This window comes from Chryseobacterium formosense (assembly GCF_900116415.1).
GTDB classification, from domain to species: Bacteria; Bacteroidota; Bacteroidia; order Flavobacteriales; family Weeksellaceae; genus Chryseobacterium; species Chryseobacterium formosense.
On the sequence record NZ_FPAP01000001.1, the window covers coordinates 1 to 14318 of the forward strand.

The following is a 14318-nucleotide window of genomic DNA, read 5'->3' on the forward strand; positions in this document are numbered from 1 at the left end:
AAGCCCACCAGCGCCGATGGTACTGCGAAAGCGGGAGAGTAGGTCGCCGCCAGTTTTTTTTTAAGTCCTCAATCGTAAGATTAGAGGACTTTTTTTATGCTAAAGTCTCATACATGTATTTGTATGAGACTTTTTTCGTTTATAACAGAATATTCAAAATTCCATATTCAAAATCCGAGATTTAAGATTTGGTATTCAACAATTAAAATCCAGTACTTAAAGCTCAATATCCAGTATTAAAAAATCTAAATCCTTGATTTGATATTTAATATTTCAAATACAAATGAATAGGTTTCAATTTCAAACAAAATTTAGAGTTCTGTCTTTAGTTTAATAACATATGTCAAGCATAAAACGTGAATAAACAGACAAAAGTGATAAGATCCGTTGGTGAACACAGATTTAGATGAATACGGATCAATATAGAAGATTGTGCCGCTCCTAAGGAGCTTCATAAAATGGATATGAAACCTTTTCTACAAAATCTATAATGTCTATAAAGGTATCGCTCCTACGGAGCTCTCTAGACAAAACCCACTGAATATATAGCACGACTTAATAAAATCATAAACGTTTAAAACTACAAATAAATTAAAACGAACTGTAAGAGCAATATTGACAATAAAAACAAAAGAGCTAATAATTATTAATATTAATTTATTCTGCTCCGTAGGAGTGTAAGCTTTTATATAAAATCCTGTTCGAATAGCCTAAATAAAAGCATTTACCATGCAACAAGCATAGAAAATTAAGTATTGCTAATAAAAAAGTATCGAAGAAGTGAGGCGTAAATGCAAATAGAAGGAAATAGATCCTAATAAAGTACAAAAGTGTAATAAACTCCTGTAAATAAAGCTGATACACAATTGTATCAGCTTTACAAATTTATGAGTACAAAAATCATGCTAAATGTTTATATTTTCAAAAAAAAACATTAAATTCGTAGATATTATGTTAACAGACACGAAGTAGAATATGCTAAAACAACATTTACAACTTAAATTAGGTCAGAAACTTGCACCGCAGCAGATTCAACTGATGAAGCTGATACAGCTTCATACTTTGGAGTTTGAGGAAGAACTTGAAAGGGAACTTGAAGAAAACCCTGCATTAGAAATTGCTAAGGATGAATCTAAAGAAGATGAATATGCTTCTTTGGAAGATAATTATGAAAGTGAAGGTACAGAAAGTATCGAGACAGATTTTGATGTGAACGAATATCTGTATGATGATGAACCAAGCTATAAAACTGCATCAAGCAATTATTCCGCAGATGACGAAGATTTTGATAACGAAAGTCTTTTGACTGAAGGACAATCGCTTTTTGACTATCTGATGGAACAGATTAACCTTATCAATATCAATGAAGAGGATCTGAAAATAGCTGAATATATTATTGGTAATCTTGATACAGATGGTTATCTGAGAAGAGAAATTAAGTCCATCGTTGATGATCTTGCATTTTCTCAAGGGATTTACACTACAAAAGAAAAAGTAGAAGATATTCTTGAAAACTATGTGCAAAAGCTGGATCCGTCTGGCGTGGGAGCAAGAGGTTTGCAGGAATGCCTTTTATTGCAAATTGAAAAGAAAGTAAGCGCAGATAAAGCAGTTTCGTTGGCAGCAAATATTTTAAGACATCAGTTTGATGCTCTTACAAATAAGCACTACAACAAAATTATTCAGAAATATGATATTGAAGAGGAAGATCTGAAAGATGCCTTAGAAGAAATATCTAAATTGTCTCCGAAAGTAGGTGGAAATTTCGATACTCAAACGATTACCATTAATCAGGAGATTATTCCGGATTTTGTAATTCAGGTGAAAGACGGGCAGGTTATTCCTATGTTAAATAGCAAAAATGCTCCGACACTTAGAGTTTCTGAGGAATATAAAGATATTTTAACGACCTATTCACACGATAAAAACTCGTCTGAGCACAAGCAAGCGGCTTTATTTATTAAACAAAAGCTTGATGCTGCAAAATGGTATATTGATGCCATTAATCAGCGTCAGAATACTTTATTGCAGACAATTACTGCGATTGTGAAATTCCAGCATAATTATTTTATTACAGGTGATGAGAAGTCATTAAGACCAATGATCCTGAAAGATATTGCAGATATCACAGGTTTTGATATTTCTACAATTTCAAGGGTAGTAAAAAGTAAGTATGCGGATACTCCGAACGGAATTATTTATCTGAAAGATCTATTCTCCGACAGTCTTACGAATGATGATGGTGAGGAAGTTTCCACAAAAGAAATCAAAAATCACCTGCAGGAAGTAATTAGTAAGGAAAATAAAAGAAAGCCTTTAACAGATGATGCTTTAGTGGTTATTTTAAAAGAGCAAGGCTACAACATTGCCCGAAGAACAATTGCAAAATACCGTGAACAGCTCAATATTCCGGTTGCAAGACTGAGAAAAGAGCTTTAAAAATAAAAAGCATTTCAAATTTTGAAATGCTTTTTTTGTATTTTGATAAGTGAATTTAATTTTCCTGAGATTCTATTTCTTTAAGCTGATTCAAATTCTTGTCGAGCCTGTTCATAATAATTCCGTAAACAAGTCTGTAATAAATCCAGATCAAAGTAACGCACAAGATTGTACTTACAGATATTGCTATTATAAAACTCATCAGAGAAGAACGTGAAAGGTGTATCTGTTGAGAATTAAAAATATAAAATGCAAAAGCAGTCAGTGCTCCGATGACAATTAATAATAATCCAATATTGGTTAAGATGAACGCATTGACCGTCTTTTTGAAAGTAATTATCCTGATGATAAACAATTTAAGATCTTCTTCGATTTTTATTTTACGATAATTCTGATAAAATTTTATAACAAAAAATCCTGTTACTAAAAGACTTAGAATTTTAATTACTAAATAAATGGTATCAAGGCTATTTTGAATAGTATCATTACGCTGTACACCCATTTTTTCAAGAATATTAAGCAGGCTGTCGAATTCATTGCTGTTTACGAGGTAAAATATTCCCATTAAACTGAAAAATAAAAACTCTGCCACGCTGATCCAGAAAATATATTTCATATAGTTGCGTGACTTTTTATTGAGCATTTTCAGAATCTCATTATCATCGTATTTCGGTTGAACAGGCTGTTCCTGCCAGGTTTTCTTAAAGCTGTCTAAATCAAATTCAGGCATGTTTTTCCATTTTTTCTTTAAGGATTTTCTTTAATCTGTTCATTTTCACACGTGCATTTACCTCAGTTATACCTAAATTTTCTGCAATATCTTTATAAGGAAGATCATCGAGATACATCATCACGATTGCCCTTTCTACATTGGGTAAAGTTTTGATTACGGTGTAAAGAAGTGAAATTTGCTGCTGTTTGTCATCATCATCTTCGATAAAATCTCTGTGATTGATGTCGAGCTCATTGGTTTGTAAACTTTTACTTTTTTTTCTGAAAAGAGTGATTGCTGTGTTCAGCGCAACACGGTACATCCAAGTAGAAATTTTTGAATTCCCTTTAAAAGAATCATAGCTTCTCCACAGCTGCAAAACAATTTCCTGAAAAAGATCTTCCTCATCTTCCAGTGAATTGGTATAAAGACGCGAAACCTTGATTATCAATCCCTGATTATCTTTCACAAGCTGCGCAAACTCTTTCTCTTTAGAAATCACAATAAATGTATAACGGCACGAAGATAATAATTATTAATCAATTGTGAATTTTACTTTGTAAGTCAATTGTGAATTTTATTTTGAAAATTTAGTTATAAAGTTTCAAAAATTGACAAGGAAACGAATTGACTATTCACAATTCACTTTTTATCTACGGCAATTTCCTATCTTTGCAGCCACGAGAAAGTCGGCTTGTTGATTCTTATTTCGGTAAGGGTAGGAAAGTCCGGACACCATAGAGCAGCAAAGCGGATAACATCCGTCATCCGTGAGGATAGGACAAGTGCAACAGAAAGCAGGTACAGTTCGGCTGTAGTGAAACCAGGTAAACTCTTTGCGGTGCAATGATAAGTATATCGGTTCTTTTCAGCAATGGAAATAGGGGCGGCTCGTCCTGAAAACCGAGGGGTAATCAGCTCAAGTTTTGCAGTAATGTAAAACGCAGATAAATAACAGGCATCCCGAATTTTTGGGAGACAAAATCCGGCTTATAGATTTTCTCGTGATTTTTTTAAGATAGAAGATAGAAGTTGGAAGAGGGAAGTTTTTAAACTGAATGATTTAAACCTCAATCTTCAAACTTCCATCTTCCATCCAAATTATTTCTCGCTTTCCAATTGCTTTTTAGCATCATCCAAATCTTTTCTATCTTCGTCTGAAAGCTCAGGAAATTTCAAATCCATTTTTTCTAAAGTATCAATAATGATCTGTATCGCAGAAAGTCTGGCAAACCATTTATTATCAGCCGGAATCACATACCAAGGAGCATGATCTTTAGAGGTTTCATTAATGGCAGTTTCATAGCACTCCATATACTTCGGAAATAATGCTCTTTCGGGAAGATCAGAAGCTGAAAATTTCCAGTTTTTTTCCTGTTCATTGATGCGGTCTAATAATCTTTTCTTTTGCTCGTCTTTAGAAACATGTAAAAATATCTTAACAATTGTAGTTCCGTTTTGAGCAAGATGTTTTTCAAAATTTCGAATGCTTTCATATCTGTTTTCCCAGAATTTATCATCAAAATCTTTGACAGAATCCCATGTTTTTTCGCTTAAATTATATTCAGGGTGCACTTTGCAGACTAAAACACTTTCGTAATGAGAACGGTTGAAAATTCCGATCATTCCTTTTTGGGGAAGAGCCAAATAATGCCTCCACAGAAAATCGTGTGAATATTCTCTTGAACTTGGCGTTTTAAAACTTGTTACATTACAGCCTTGAGGATTTACTCCGCCGAAAACGTGTTCAATCAAACTGTCTTTTCCCGCTGCATCCATTGCCTGAAGTACCACCAATAGAGATTTGCTTCCATCAGCGTAAAGCTTTTCCTGTAATTCTCTAAGTTTTTCTTTTTCACTAATAAGTATTTGTACACCTTCTTCTTTTGTAAGTTTTCCTTTGTATTCTGTTGAAGATTTTTTGATTGAAAATTTTCCTTTTACCTGAAAGTCATCTGAGAAATTATTATTCATGTTTTTAATTTATTTAAAGTTTAGAATTTAAATCAAAAATTAATGTTTAGCAGATTCCATTAACCAAAATCAATCAGCCATCAACTAAACCCAACATAAATGTAATAAAAAAAACCGCCTCGATTGAGACGGTTTAGATATTTTAAGTAGAAATTTATTTTGCTGCTGCTACTTTTTTTGCAGCTTTAGCAGCTTTTTTCTCTTCTTTAGCTTTAGCTTTAAGCTCTGCCGGAGTTAATGGTTTTGGATCCGGAGCATTAGGAGTAACTTCTCCTTTGATGTAAATTACACTTCTGCTGTTTACAGGATCGTTAGAAAATACCTCGATCATTTTGTTGAAAGGAGAAACACTTGCAGTGTTATATCCAACTTTAATTTTAGCAGATTTACCAGGAGCAATCGGTGCAGTGCTGAATTCCGGTGTTGTACATCCGCAAGATGGCTTTACATTAGAAATAATAAGAGGCTTATCACCTGTATTCGTTACTGTAAAGAATCTTGTTCCGTCAGAATTTGGTTTAATCTGACCATATTCATAGGTAGTTTTATCAAATGTGATAGTTTGCGCAGATGCTAATGCAAATGTTCCGAATAATGCAATTCCTGCAAATAAATTTTTCATATTCTTGAATGTTAATATGTTTGTTAGATAAATTTTGAGAAACAAAGTTAAAAATTATTTTAATTAGTGCTTACATTTTTTTAGATTAAACTATTTTTGCAGATTATAAGTTAAAGAAACTAGAATTTATGCAGATTTCAGAAAAGTACAATCCACAGGAAACAGAACAAAAGTGGTACAATTACTGGTTGGAGAATAAATATTTCCACTCGGAGCCAAATGAAAAGCCGCCTTACACTGTTGTAATTCCTCCGCCAAACGTTACGGGGATTTTGCACATGGGGCATATGCTGAATAATACCATTCAGGATGTTCTGATCCGTCGTGCAAGAATGCAGGGCTTTAATGCTTGTTGGGTTCCGGGAACAGATCACGCTTCCATTGCTACGGAAGCTAAAGTTGTTGCTAAACTGAAGTCTGAAGAGGTCAATAAATCTGATATTACTCGCGAAGAATTCTTAAAACATGCTTGGGACTGGACTGACAAATATGGAGGAACAATTCTTGAGCAATTGAAAAAACTGGGCTGTTCTTGCGATTGGGACAGAACCCGTTTCACAATGGAACCTAAACTTTCTCAGCAGGTAATCAAATCTTTTGTTGATTTATACAATAAAGGGTTGATTTATCGAGGCTACAGAATGGTAAACTGGGATCCGGAAGCGAAAACCAATATTTCTGATGAAGAAGTAATTTTTAAAGAACAAAACGGAAAATTATATTTCCTAAAATATAAAATCGAAGGTTCGGAAGAATTCCTTTCGGTAGCTACAACACGTCCTGAAACGATTTTCGGAGATACTGCGGTTTGTATCAATCCTAAAGATGAGAGATACGCTCATTTGAAAGGTAAAAAAGTAATCGTACCGATCGTAAACAGAGTAATTCCTATCATTGAAGACGAATATGTTGATATCGAATTCGGAACAGGTGCTTTGAAAATTACGCCGGCTCACGATATTAACGACTACGAAATCGGACAAAAACACAATCTTCAAATGATTGATGCTTTGGATGATGACGGAAATCTTAATGAGCACGGTTTACATTACGCCGGTAAAAATAGGTTCGATGTAAGAAAACAAATCACGAAAGAATTAGAAGAAAAAGATCTATTGCTGAAAGCAGAAGATTATGTAAATAAAGTGGGAACTTCAGAAAGAACGGGAGCAGTTATCGAACCTAAAGTTTCTGTTCAGTGGTTCTTAAAAATGTCTGAAATTGCAAAACCTGCCTTGGATGTTGTAATGGATGACGAAGTAAAATTCTATCCTGAAAAGTTTAAAAATACCTACAAACACTGGATGGAAAACATCCGCGACTGGAATATTTCCCGTCAATTGTGGTGGGGACAGCAAATTCCTGCGTATTACTATGGTGATGGAGAAAATGATTTCGTAGTTGCAGAAAGCATCGAAGAGGCGTTAGAACTTGCGAAACAAAAATCTCAAATTTCGAATCTGCAAATTTCAAATCTTCGTCAGGACGAAGACGCTCTTGATACATGGTTCTCCTCATGGTTGTGGCCAATGTCTGTTTTCGACGGATTGCTTGATCCTGAAAATAAAGACATTAATTATTATTACCCGACTTCAGATTTGGTTACAGGTCCGGATATTATTTTCTTTTGGGTTGCGAGAATGATCATGGCTGGATTGGAATACAGAAAAGAAGTTCCTTTCAAAAATGTTTATTTTACAGGAATTGTAAGAGATAAGCAGAGAAGAAAGATGTCAAAATCTTTAGGAAATTCACCAGATCCGTTGGAATTGATGGATAAATATGGAGCAGACGGAGTTCGTGTAGGAATTTTATTAAGTTCTGCAGCAGGAAACGATCTTCTTTTTGATGAAGATTTAATGCTTCAGGGAAGAAATTTCATGACGAAGATCTGGAGTGCTTTCCGGTTGATCAACATGTGGAATCATGAAGATAAGCCAGCGAATTCAACAGAAATTCAGGCAATTGAATGGTTTGAAAATAAATTAAACAAAACAATCATTGAAATTAATGATCAGTTTGAAAAATTCAGAATTTCTGATGCTTTACATTTAATTTATAAGCTGATTTGGGATGATTTCTGTGGTTGGTATTTAGAAGCAATTAAACCCAATTACGGAGAAGGAATTTCAAAAGAAGTTTACAACAAAACAGTTGCACTTTTTGAAGAATTAATGAAACTGGTTCATCCGTTTTTACCGTTCCAATCAGAAGAAATCTGGCAATTGATTTCAGACAGAAATATTGAGGATGCATTAATTATCGCTCAGCAGAAAAAAGCAGAAGCATTTAATGAGGATATTATCAAAAACTTCGAAACAGCATCAGAAGTAATTTCGGGAGTTAGAAATTACCGTCAGACAAAAGGAATTTCTCCAAGAGAAGTAGCTGAAATTTACACAAACGCTTCAGAATTTGCGAACGAATCAGTGATTAAAAAACTAGCCAACGTTTCAGAAATTCATTTTGGAACAAAAACAGATAAGCCGAGCTTTACATTTTTGGTGGGTGCAACGGAAATTTCTATTCCTTTAAGTGAAAACTTAGATTTAGGAGAAGAAAAAGCGAAGACTGAAGAAGAATTAAAATATTTAAAAGGATTCCTAATTTCTGTTGATAAAAAACTTTCAAACGAAAAGTTTGTTGCCAACGCAAAACCGGAAATTGTAGAAGTAGAGCGTAAAAAACAACAAGATGCTCTCGATAAAATTGCGATTTTGGAAGAGAAGCTAAAAACATTGTAGGAGGATGTCGGAAGCTGGATGTCGGATGATTTTAAAGTCATCATAAAAACATCCAGCTTCCATCATCAAACACCCAGCAAAAAATAATGACACACTTAGAAAATATAGAAAAACTTTTCTCTAAAGACTTTGTAGAAAGTCCGTTATTAGAAAGTTTTGAAGTCGGAAAAATATATCTTTCGACCGGAAAACTGGTTGCCTGTGATCCTTTAATCACCAATGATATGCAGCCTTTTTCTACTGAGTTTCCAAAAGGAGACTTTCAGGTTTTGCTTCATAAAGAAAGAGAAAGCAATTGTGTTGCTTATGCCGAAATTATTTTCAGCAATGCCAACATTTCTTCATGGAAAATGGCGACTACGAGCAATCAGAATATTAAAGAACTTTCTGATGGTGAAGTTTTCGGTTATCCCGTAGAAAGCGGGATGGGTTGTTTTATGGATCTGCAAACTCAGGAGCAGCTTAATCTTTTAGAACAAAAACTTTTCCAGAGAAAAGGAGACGATTTCATGGGGATATATGAAGAGTTTTTTCATGAGCATTTTTTTGATGAAAACGGAGCGATAGACCAGTTTGCATTTTTAAAACCTAATGAAGAAAATCCGGGAAATATTTTTGCTTTCGAAACTGGTTATGGAGAAGGTTTTTATGCAAGCTATATAGGATTTGACGATAAAAATAATCCGGTAAAAATAATTACAGAATTTATTGAGATATTGGTCAATTAAAATTCCTTACATTTAGTAGGTCATATTTATTGGCAAGTTTAACGAAATAAGTTATGAATTTTTCTTCAGAACATCCAAAAATTGTAGTTGTAGGCAGTTGTTCATTAGATTTGGTATTGTATACCGAAAAAATTCCAACATGCAATGAAACAGTGGTTGCAAGGCTCTCGGAAAATCATTTTGGAGGAAAAGGTGCCAATCAGGCAGTGGGCACGGCGAGATTGGGAGCAAGTGTTTACTTTGTCGGTTGTGTCGGGGTCGATCCTTTAGGGCAGCAAATCATGCGTAACCTTGTGAATGAAAACGTAAATGTAGGTTTTGTTTATGAAACCGATCAGGAATCTACGGGAATTGCCTATGTCACCAATTGTGGCAGAGATTTTTCGATTGTAGTAGATCCTGCTGCCAATAAAAATGTTTCCATAAAACAAATTAGTGATGCTGAAAAATATATTTATTCATCCGACCTTGTTCTGGTTCAGTTAGAAATTCCGATAGAAGTAATAGAATACACAATAAAGAAAGCAAAAGATCTGGGTAAATTAGTAGGTCTTTACGCATCACCGGGAACAAAATTGAGTGATGAAATTCTTGATCAGGTAGATTTTATTGTGGCTAAAACCAATGAACTTTCAATAATTTTCGGAGAAGATCAGAGAGAAGATATCCTTAAAAAGTATTTCAATAAGTTATTTGTAAGAGACGAAACCAATTCGACTATTTATTTCGACGGAACCGAAATGAAATACTTCCGTAACGAAAATGAAAGCATGGTGTATAAAATGGGAATGGGAGATGCTTTTACCTCGGGTTTTGCCGTGGCTTTGTGTCATAAAAACACCCTTGAAGACTGCGTGAAATTCGGAAATCTTGTTTCTTCAAAAGTTTCTTTGGGGAAAGGTGCGCAGTCGGCTCTTCCTTATCTTAAAGATTTGATCTAAACGATATTTAATGCATATTGAAAAGTCTTCAATAATAAAGATTTATAAAAGTAAAATTTCCACATTTGATGTGGATTTTTTTATTTCTTGTTCATGGAAAAACTGATACTGACCACTCAAGACCAAATTCATCTTACTGCACATCTTTTTAAACCAGAAAACGACAACGGCAAAATCATCGTGATCAATTCCGCAACCGGAGTGAAACAGCAGGTTTACTTTTCTTTTGCCCAGTTTTTTGCCGAAAAAGGATTTACAGTTATTACGTACGACTATCGTGGAATTGGACTCTCAAAACCTCAGAAAATGAGAAATTTTAAAGCTTCGATGCGAATGTGGGGAAGTGAAGATTTCAGAACGATTACCGAATTTGTTGTGAATAATTTTCCAGATTACCAGAAGTTTTGTTTAGGACACTCTGTCGGCGCTTTAATCGTAGGAATGAATGAAAGATCAGAAATATTTGAGAGATTTGTTTTCGTCGCCACTCAAAATGCATTCATCGGAAACCTGAAATGGAACACAAAAATGGAAGCTTTTTTCGGTTTTGGATTGGCACAGCCGTTTTTCACAGAGCTATTTGGTTATTTTCCAGCGCATTGGTTCGGGTTGGGAGAAAGTCTTCCAAAAAATTGCGCTTATGACTGGAGAACCTTAATTTTGAACAAGAAATCCACCGGAAAATTATTGCTTAAAACAAATGATTATTCTAAAAAATTAAATCAAAAAGTATTGGTTTTATATGCTGAAGATGATGTTTGGTTAACTGAAAAAGGGGTGAAAAGTCTTCTCAGTGATGTTTATTCTGATCTTAAACCGACTTACAGACTTTTGAAGACTTCTGAATCGGAAAAAAGTGAAATTGGGCACGTCAATTTTTTCAGAAGTTATAATAAAAAGCTTTGGAATATTGTTTTAGATAACATCAAAGGTTAAGCAGTAAAAATTTCCCTCCAAAGGAGGGGTGGATAAATTTTCAAAGAAAATTTAGACGGGGTGGTTTAAGCATAATCTACATTAAAATTTAATTCAAATGAGCTACGTTATAGAAAACACAATTCAATTCGTAAAGGAAAAACTTGAAGGAGCAGAAGCAGGACACGATTGGTTTCACATCGAAAGAGTCTGGAAACTTTCCAGAAAAATTGCTCAGACTGAAGAATGTAATCTGGAAGTTGTAGAACTTTCTGCACTGTTGCACGACATTGCCGATCCTAAATTTCATAATGGGGACGAAACTTTAGCCTTAAAAATCTCGAGAGAGTTTTTAGAAAGTCAGAATGTTGAAGAAAAGATTATTCAGCAGGTTTTATTCGTGATTCAGAATATTTCATTTAAAAACAGGGGAGAAACTCCCAAAGATTTACCAATCGAATTAAAAATCGTTCAGGATGCAGACAGAATTGATGCCATCGGAGCGATAGGAATTGGCAGAACATTCAATTTCGGAGGTTTTAAAAATAACCTTATGTATCATCCCGATATTCAGCCAAAACTGAATATGTCGAAGGAAGAATACAAAAAATCGAACGGAACAACCATTAATCATTTCTACGAAAAATTATTACTTCTGAAAGATTTGATGAACACCCATGAAGGCAAAAAAATAGCCGAAGAAAGACACCAATTTATGCAGGCTTTCCTCGACCAGTTTTTGAAAGAATGGAATGTGGACTAAGATTCTGATGAGCTGTTTTAAATAAGTATCTTTGCGATATGGGATTTATCATTTTTGTTATTTTTCTGTCATTGGTTTTATCGCTGCTTTTTTCAAAACTGAAAAGGGGCAGATTGGGTCAGTTGGCTAAACTGTTCCGTATTGCAAGTGTTGTTTTTGCAGTTTCTATTTTTACCTATTGGTTTATTAAAAAATCTGTTGTTCGGATTGTAAACGATTCTTTGTCTTTGCAGGTGATCAATAAACTTCCGCAACCGCTGGATTTTTATGTAATCAATGTAAATAATCTGGATGAAAATACACCTTTAGAGACCAAACACATCGGAAAAATCCGTCCCGAATACTACAGAATTGAATATTTGAAGATGCATAAATCTGATGAATACTGGATCGCAGGATTTTTAGGCAAAAAAAATCTTGTTTATTTTTCGCAGCATTCAGTTCCGAATAAAAATATGGATCAGATGATTGAAGTACAGAATTACATCAACCAAAGCGAAAAACTATCGGATATTGCTAAAAAAGAGATTGATGAAGACAATTACCAAAATATGCTGATGGGAATCTGGGTAACGCTTTGTTTTCTTTTACTATTCCTCAATTTCGTTTTGCTGGTCAGAAGAAAATAATTTAAAACAAACTCGGCATTTTATCTTGTCCCATTACCGGAATATGAATATCGATTTTCCATTCTTTATTTAAATTCTCAATAAAATAGGCGGACAAAAGAGGTGATGCTTTTTCAATATTTTGATGAACAAAGAAATAGAGATTCTGCAAACCATCTTTTTTCCATGTTGTAAGATGTTGCAGCCAGTCGTTTAGCCTTTCATAATCACTTTCCGCATTGGCTCCTACGTATCGGATGAACGCATTTGGTGTAGTCAACCGCATATGAAGCATATCTCTTCTTCCGGCGGTATCGACGATGATATTGGTAATATTGTTTTCTTCAAAAAGCGTACAGGTTTTGTCTAAAATTTCCTCATCTGTAAACCATTCTGTATTTCTTAACTCAATTGCTAACGGAACTTCTTTAGGCCATTTGTTAACGAATTGTTCTAGCCTTTCGTAATCTTTTGGCTTGAAATTATCATGAAGTTGAAGAAAAACCATTCCCAGTTTTTCATCGAAATTCAGAACTGCCGTTGCAAACTGAGTCACAACATCATCAATATTCAAAAGTCTTCTGAAATGAGAAACAGTATTGGTGATTTTAGGGAAAAATTTAAAATCTGCAGGTGTTTTTTCCTTCCAGGTTTGCACCTGTTCCGATGTTGGCATTCCGTAGAAAGTTGCGTTTAATTCAATGGAGTTGAATTGAGTTGCGTAATAGGTTAATTCATCCTTTGTTCCTTTCGGGTAAAAACCTTTAAGATCGGTTTTGTTCCACTTTGCACAACCAATAGAGATGTTTTCAAGTCCTTTTTTATTTTGCTTTAAAATCTCTTTCGTTCTTGGATGGTCTTTTGGTAACTTAAAATCTATTTTTGAAGGATCTTCTACTTGTCCGAATTTCATTGGGATTAGGTTTTAGGAATTATTAAACTACACTAACAAATATAAAACAAAAACCACAGAATTTCTATGGTTTATGTGTTAATCTGTTTTAAAATTACATTTGATTATTGCTAATCTTCCGGTTCCAGTTCAAAAATATCCTCCACCTTTTTACTGAAATACTTAGCAATTTTTAAGGCTAAGACCGTTGAAGGAACGTATTTTCCTGCTTCCATAGCATTGATCGTTTGTCTTGAAACTCCAATTTTTTTTGCTAGATCTTCCTGAGTAATATTTTTTAAAGCCCTTTCGATTTTAATAGTGTTTTTCATTTTTTAAGCAATAAATAATTAAATCTGAAAACATACAATACCAATGGTAAAAACATAATCAGGATCATTACGGTGAAGAAAAGTGTTCCGAAGATGGTTAAAAATAAAATCAAAACAATGGAATAGGTGACAATAAGGCTCCAGAAAACAGATTTTAATCTTAAACTTGAAATATATTCATCCTCAATTTTTTCTTTGGAACAACCGATTAAAATTCCGCCGATAATGATTAAAATTCCAAAGAGATTTGGAAATAAATCTATTTCTGCATTTTTAAATAATCCTGGCTCTTCACTGCTGAAAGGTAGTCCTGAATTATAAAAAACAGGCAACGAAACTTCCGGAAAATTGATCAAGTTTGAAAGTGATAATAATCCCATAGCTAATGATGGAATAAAAATTAACCAGCCTATTCTTTTATAGCGGTGTGGGAAAAGTTGTAATGTATTCATGTCTGTAATTTTTAATTATTCAAATGTAAAAAATATTTTACATATTGTAAAGTTTATTTTACTTTTTTATTTATGAATCATAAATCACTACAAAAAGTTTTCTAATAACCGTTATTTTCATGCCTGGATTTTTAACCACGAAGAGCACTAAAGATTTCACAAGGAACACAATCGTTGTGAGCTTCGTGAACCGCCG

14 protein-coding genes and 1 other RNA gene are annotated in these 14318 nt (G+C 34.0%); 8 read left to right on the forward strand and 7 right to left on the reverse strand.

All coding sequences use genetic code 11. The features are described from left to right. The first annotated feature begins 975 nt into the window (after positions 1–975). Positions 976–2439 (forward strand): RNA polymerase factor sigma-54, encoded by a 1464-nt coding sequence (gene rpoN / locus BM371_RS00005; protein WP_034674444.1) that lies wholly within the window; start codon positions 976–978, stop codon positions 2437–2439. A gap of 55 nt (positions 2440–2494) precedes the next feature. Here rpoN and BM371_RS00010 read toward each other — a convergent pair whose 3' ends face one another. Beyond that, the gene (locus BM371_RS00010) at positions 2495–3169 is read right to left on the reverse strand and encodes a hypothetical protein (protein ID WP_034674448.1); all 675 of its coding nucleotides are present in this window, start codon (positions 3167–3169) and stop codon (positions 2495–2497) included. Next, positions 3162–3653 carry an RNA polymerase sigma factor gene (locus BM371_RS00015; RefSeq protein ID WP_034674450.1) on the reverse strand — a complete coding sequence of 164 codons (492 nt, stop codon included), beginning with the start codon at positions 3651–3653 and terminating at the stop codon, positions 3162–3164. The genes BM371_RS00010 and BM371_RS00015 overlap by 8 nt, the downstream gene beginning before the upstream one ends. Before the next feature lie 179 nt (positions 3654–3832). Between BM371_RS00015 and rnpB the strand changes: the two genes are divergently transcribed. Then, positions 3833–4160: RNase P RNA component class A (gene rnpB / locus BM371_RS00020), an RNA gene on the forward strand. 92 nt (positions 4161–4252) lie between these two features. Here the strand turns inward: rnpB and BM371_RS00025 are convergent. Together BM371_RS00025 and BM371_RS00030 are read right to left on the reverse strand one after the other, a co-directional pair. After that, positions 4253–5125 (reverse strand): polyphosphate kinase 2 family protein, encoded by an 873-nt coding sequence (locus BM371_RS00025; RefSeq protein ID WP_034674452.1) that lies wholly within the window; start codon positions 5123–5125, stop codon positions 4253–4255. Positions 5126–5279: 154 nt separating this feature from the next. Then, on the reverse strand, positions 5280–5747 hold the full coding sequence (locus BM371_RS00030) for a DUF1573 domain-containing protein (RefSeq protein WP_034674454.1): 468 nt from the start codon (positions 5745–5747) through the stop codon (positions 5280–5282). A 128-nt stretch (positions 5748–5875) separates the two neighbouring features. On the opposite strand from BM371_RS00030, the gene BM371_RS00035 reads away from it, so the two are divergent. The 6 genes from BM371_RS00035 (at position 5876) to BM371_RS00060 (ending at position 12467) form a co-directional block, all read left to right on the forward strand. Next, the gene (locus BM371_RS00035; RefSeq protein WP_034674455.1) at positions 5876–8491 is read left to right on the forward strand and encodes a valine--tRNA ligase; all 2616 of its coding nucleotides are present in this window, start codon (positions 5876–5878) and stop codon (positions 8489–8491) included. 86 nt (positions 8492–8577) lie between these two features. Then, the gene (locus BM371_RS00040; RefSeq protein WP_034674458.1) at positions 8578–9219 is read left to right on the forward strand and encodes a DUF4241 domain-containing protein; all 642 of its coding nucleotides are present in this window, start codon (positions 8578–8580) and stop codon (positions 9217–9219) included. Positions 9220–9272: 53 nt separating this feature from the next. Beyond that, complete coding sequence (locus BM371_RS00045) at positions 9273–10160, forward strand: ribokinase (RefSeq protein ID WP_034674460.1); 888 nt, start codon at positions 9273–9275, stop codon at positions 10158–10160. Between the two features lie 93 nt (positions 10161–10253). Then, positions 10254–11096, forward strand: a complete 843-nt coding sequence (locus BM371_RS00050; protein WP_034674462.1) for an alpha/beta hydrolase family protein — start codon at positions 10254–10256, stop codon at positions 11094–11096. Positions 11097–11193: 97 nt separating this feature from the next. After that, a complete protein-coding gene (locus BM371_RS00055) occupies positions 11194–11838 on the forward strand; it encodes an HD domain-containing protein (protein ID WP_034674463.1) in 645 nt (214 codons plus the stop codon). Between the two features lie 38 nt (positions 11839–11876). Then, positions 11877–12467, forward strand: coding sequence for a hypothetical protein (locus BM371_RS00060; protein WP_081874531.1), 591 nt, complete (start codon positions 11877–11879; stop codon positions 12465–12467). Position 12468: 1 nt separating this feature from the next. Here BM371_RS00060 and BM371_RS00065 read toward each other — a convergent pair whose 3' ends face one another. The 3 genes from BM371_RS00065 to BM371_RS00075 all read right to left on the reverse strand — a co-directional run bounded on the left by BM371_RS00065 (position 12469) and on the right by BM371_RS00075 (position 14122). Next, positions 12469–13359 (reverse strand): DUF72 domain-containing protein, encoded by an 891-nt coding sequence (locus BM371_RS00065; protein ID WP_034674464.1) that lies wholly within the window; start codon positions 13357–13359, stop codon positions 12469–12471. 110 nt (positions 13360–13469) lie between these two features. Beyond that, positions 13470–13670: a helix-turn-helix transcriptional regulator gene (locus BM371_RS00070; RefSeq protein WP_034674466.1), complete on the reverse strand. Its 201-nt coding sequence runs from the start codon at positions 13668–13670 to the stop codon at positions 13470–13472. Continuing rightward, positions 13667–14122 carry a hypothetical protein gene (locus BM371_RS00075; protein WP_034674468.1) on the reverse strand — a complete coding sequence of 152 codons (456 nt, stop codon included), beginning with the start codon at positions 14120–14122 and terminating at the stop codon, positions 13667–13669. The genes BM371_RS00070 and BM371_RS00075 overlap by 4 nt, the downstream gene beginning before the upstream one ends. Between the last annotated feature and the right edge of the window lie 196 nt (positions 14123–14318).

Bases quoted from the DNA above. Each gene is read 5' to 3' on its own strand.
- BM371_RS00065 (WP_034674464.1), bottom strand. From the start codon at position 13,359: ATGAAATTCGGACAAGTAGAAGATCCTTCAAAAATAGATTTTAAGTTA.
- BM371_RS00035 (WP_034674455.1), top strand. From the start codon at position 5,876: ATGCAGATTTCAGAAAAGTACAATCCACAGGAAACAGAACAAAAGTGG.
- BM371_RS00060 (WP_081874531.1), top strand. From the start codon at position 11,877: ATGGGATTTATCATTTTTGTTATTTTTCTGTCATTGGTTTTATCGCTG.
- BM371_RS00050 (WP_034674462.1), top strand. From the start codon at position 10,254: ATGGAAAAACTGATACTGACCACTCAAGACCAAATTCATCTTACTGCA.
- rpoN (WP_034674444.1), top strand. From the start codon at position 976: ATGCTAAAACAACATTTACAACTTAAATTAGGTCAGAAACTTGCACCG.
- BM371_RS00030 (WP_034674454.1), bottom strand. From the start codon at position 5,747: ATGAAAAATTTATTTGCAGGAATTGCATTATTCGGAACATTTGCATTA.
- BM371_RS00070 (WP_034674466.1), bottom strand. From the start codon at position 13,670: ATGAAAAACACTATTAAAATCGAAAGGGCTTTAAAAAATATTACTCAG.
- BM371_RS00045 (WP_034674460.1), top strand. From the start codon at position 9,273: ATGAATTTTTCTTCAGAACATCCAAAAATTGTAGTTGTAGGCAGTTGT.
- BM371_RS00040 (WP_034674458.1), top strand. From the start codon at position 8,578: ATGACACACTTAGAAAATATAGAAAAACTTTTCTCTAAAGACTTTGTA.
- BM371_RS00055 (WP_034674463.1), top strand. From the start codon at position 11,194: ATGAGCTACGTTATAGAAAACACAATTCAATTCGTAAAGGAAAAACTT.
- BM371_RS00075 (WP_034674468.1), bottom strand. From the start codon at position 14,122: ATGAATACATTACAACTTTTCCCACACCGCTATAAAAGAATAGGCTGG.
- BM371_RS00025 (WP_034674452.1), bottom strand. From the start codon at position 5,125: ATGAATAATAATTTCTCAGATGACTTTCAGGTAAAAGGAAAATTTTCA.
- BM371_RS00010 (WP_034674448.1), bottom strand. From the start codon at position 3,169: ATGCCTGAATTTGATTTAGACAGCTTTAAGAAAACCTGGCAGGAACAG.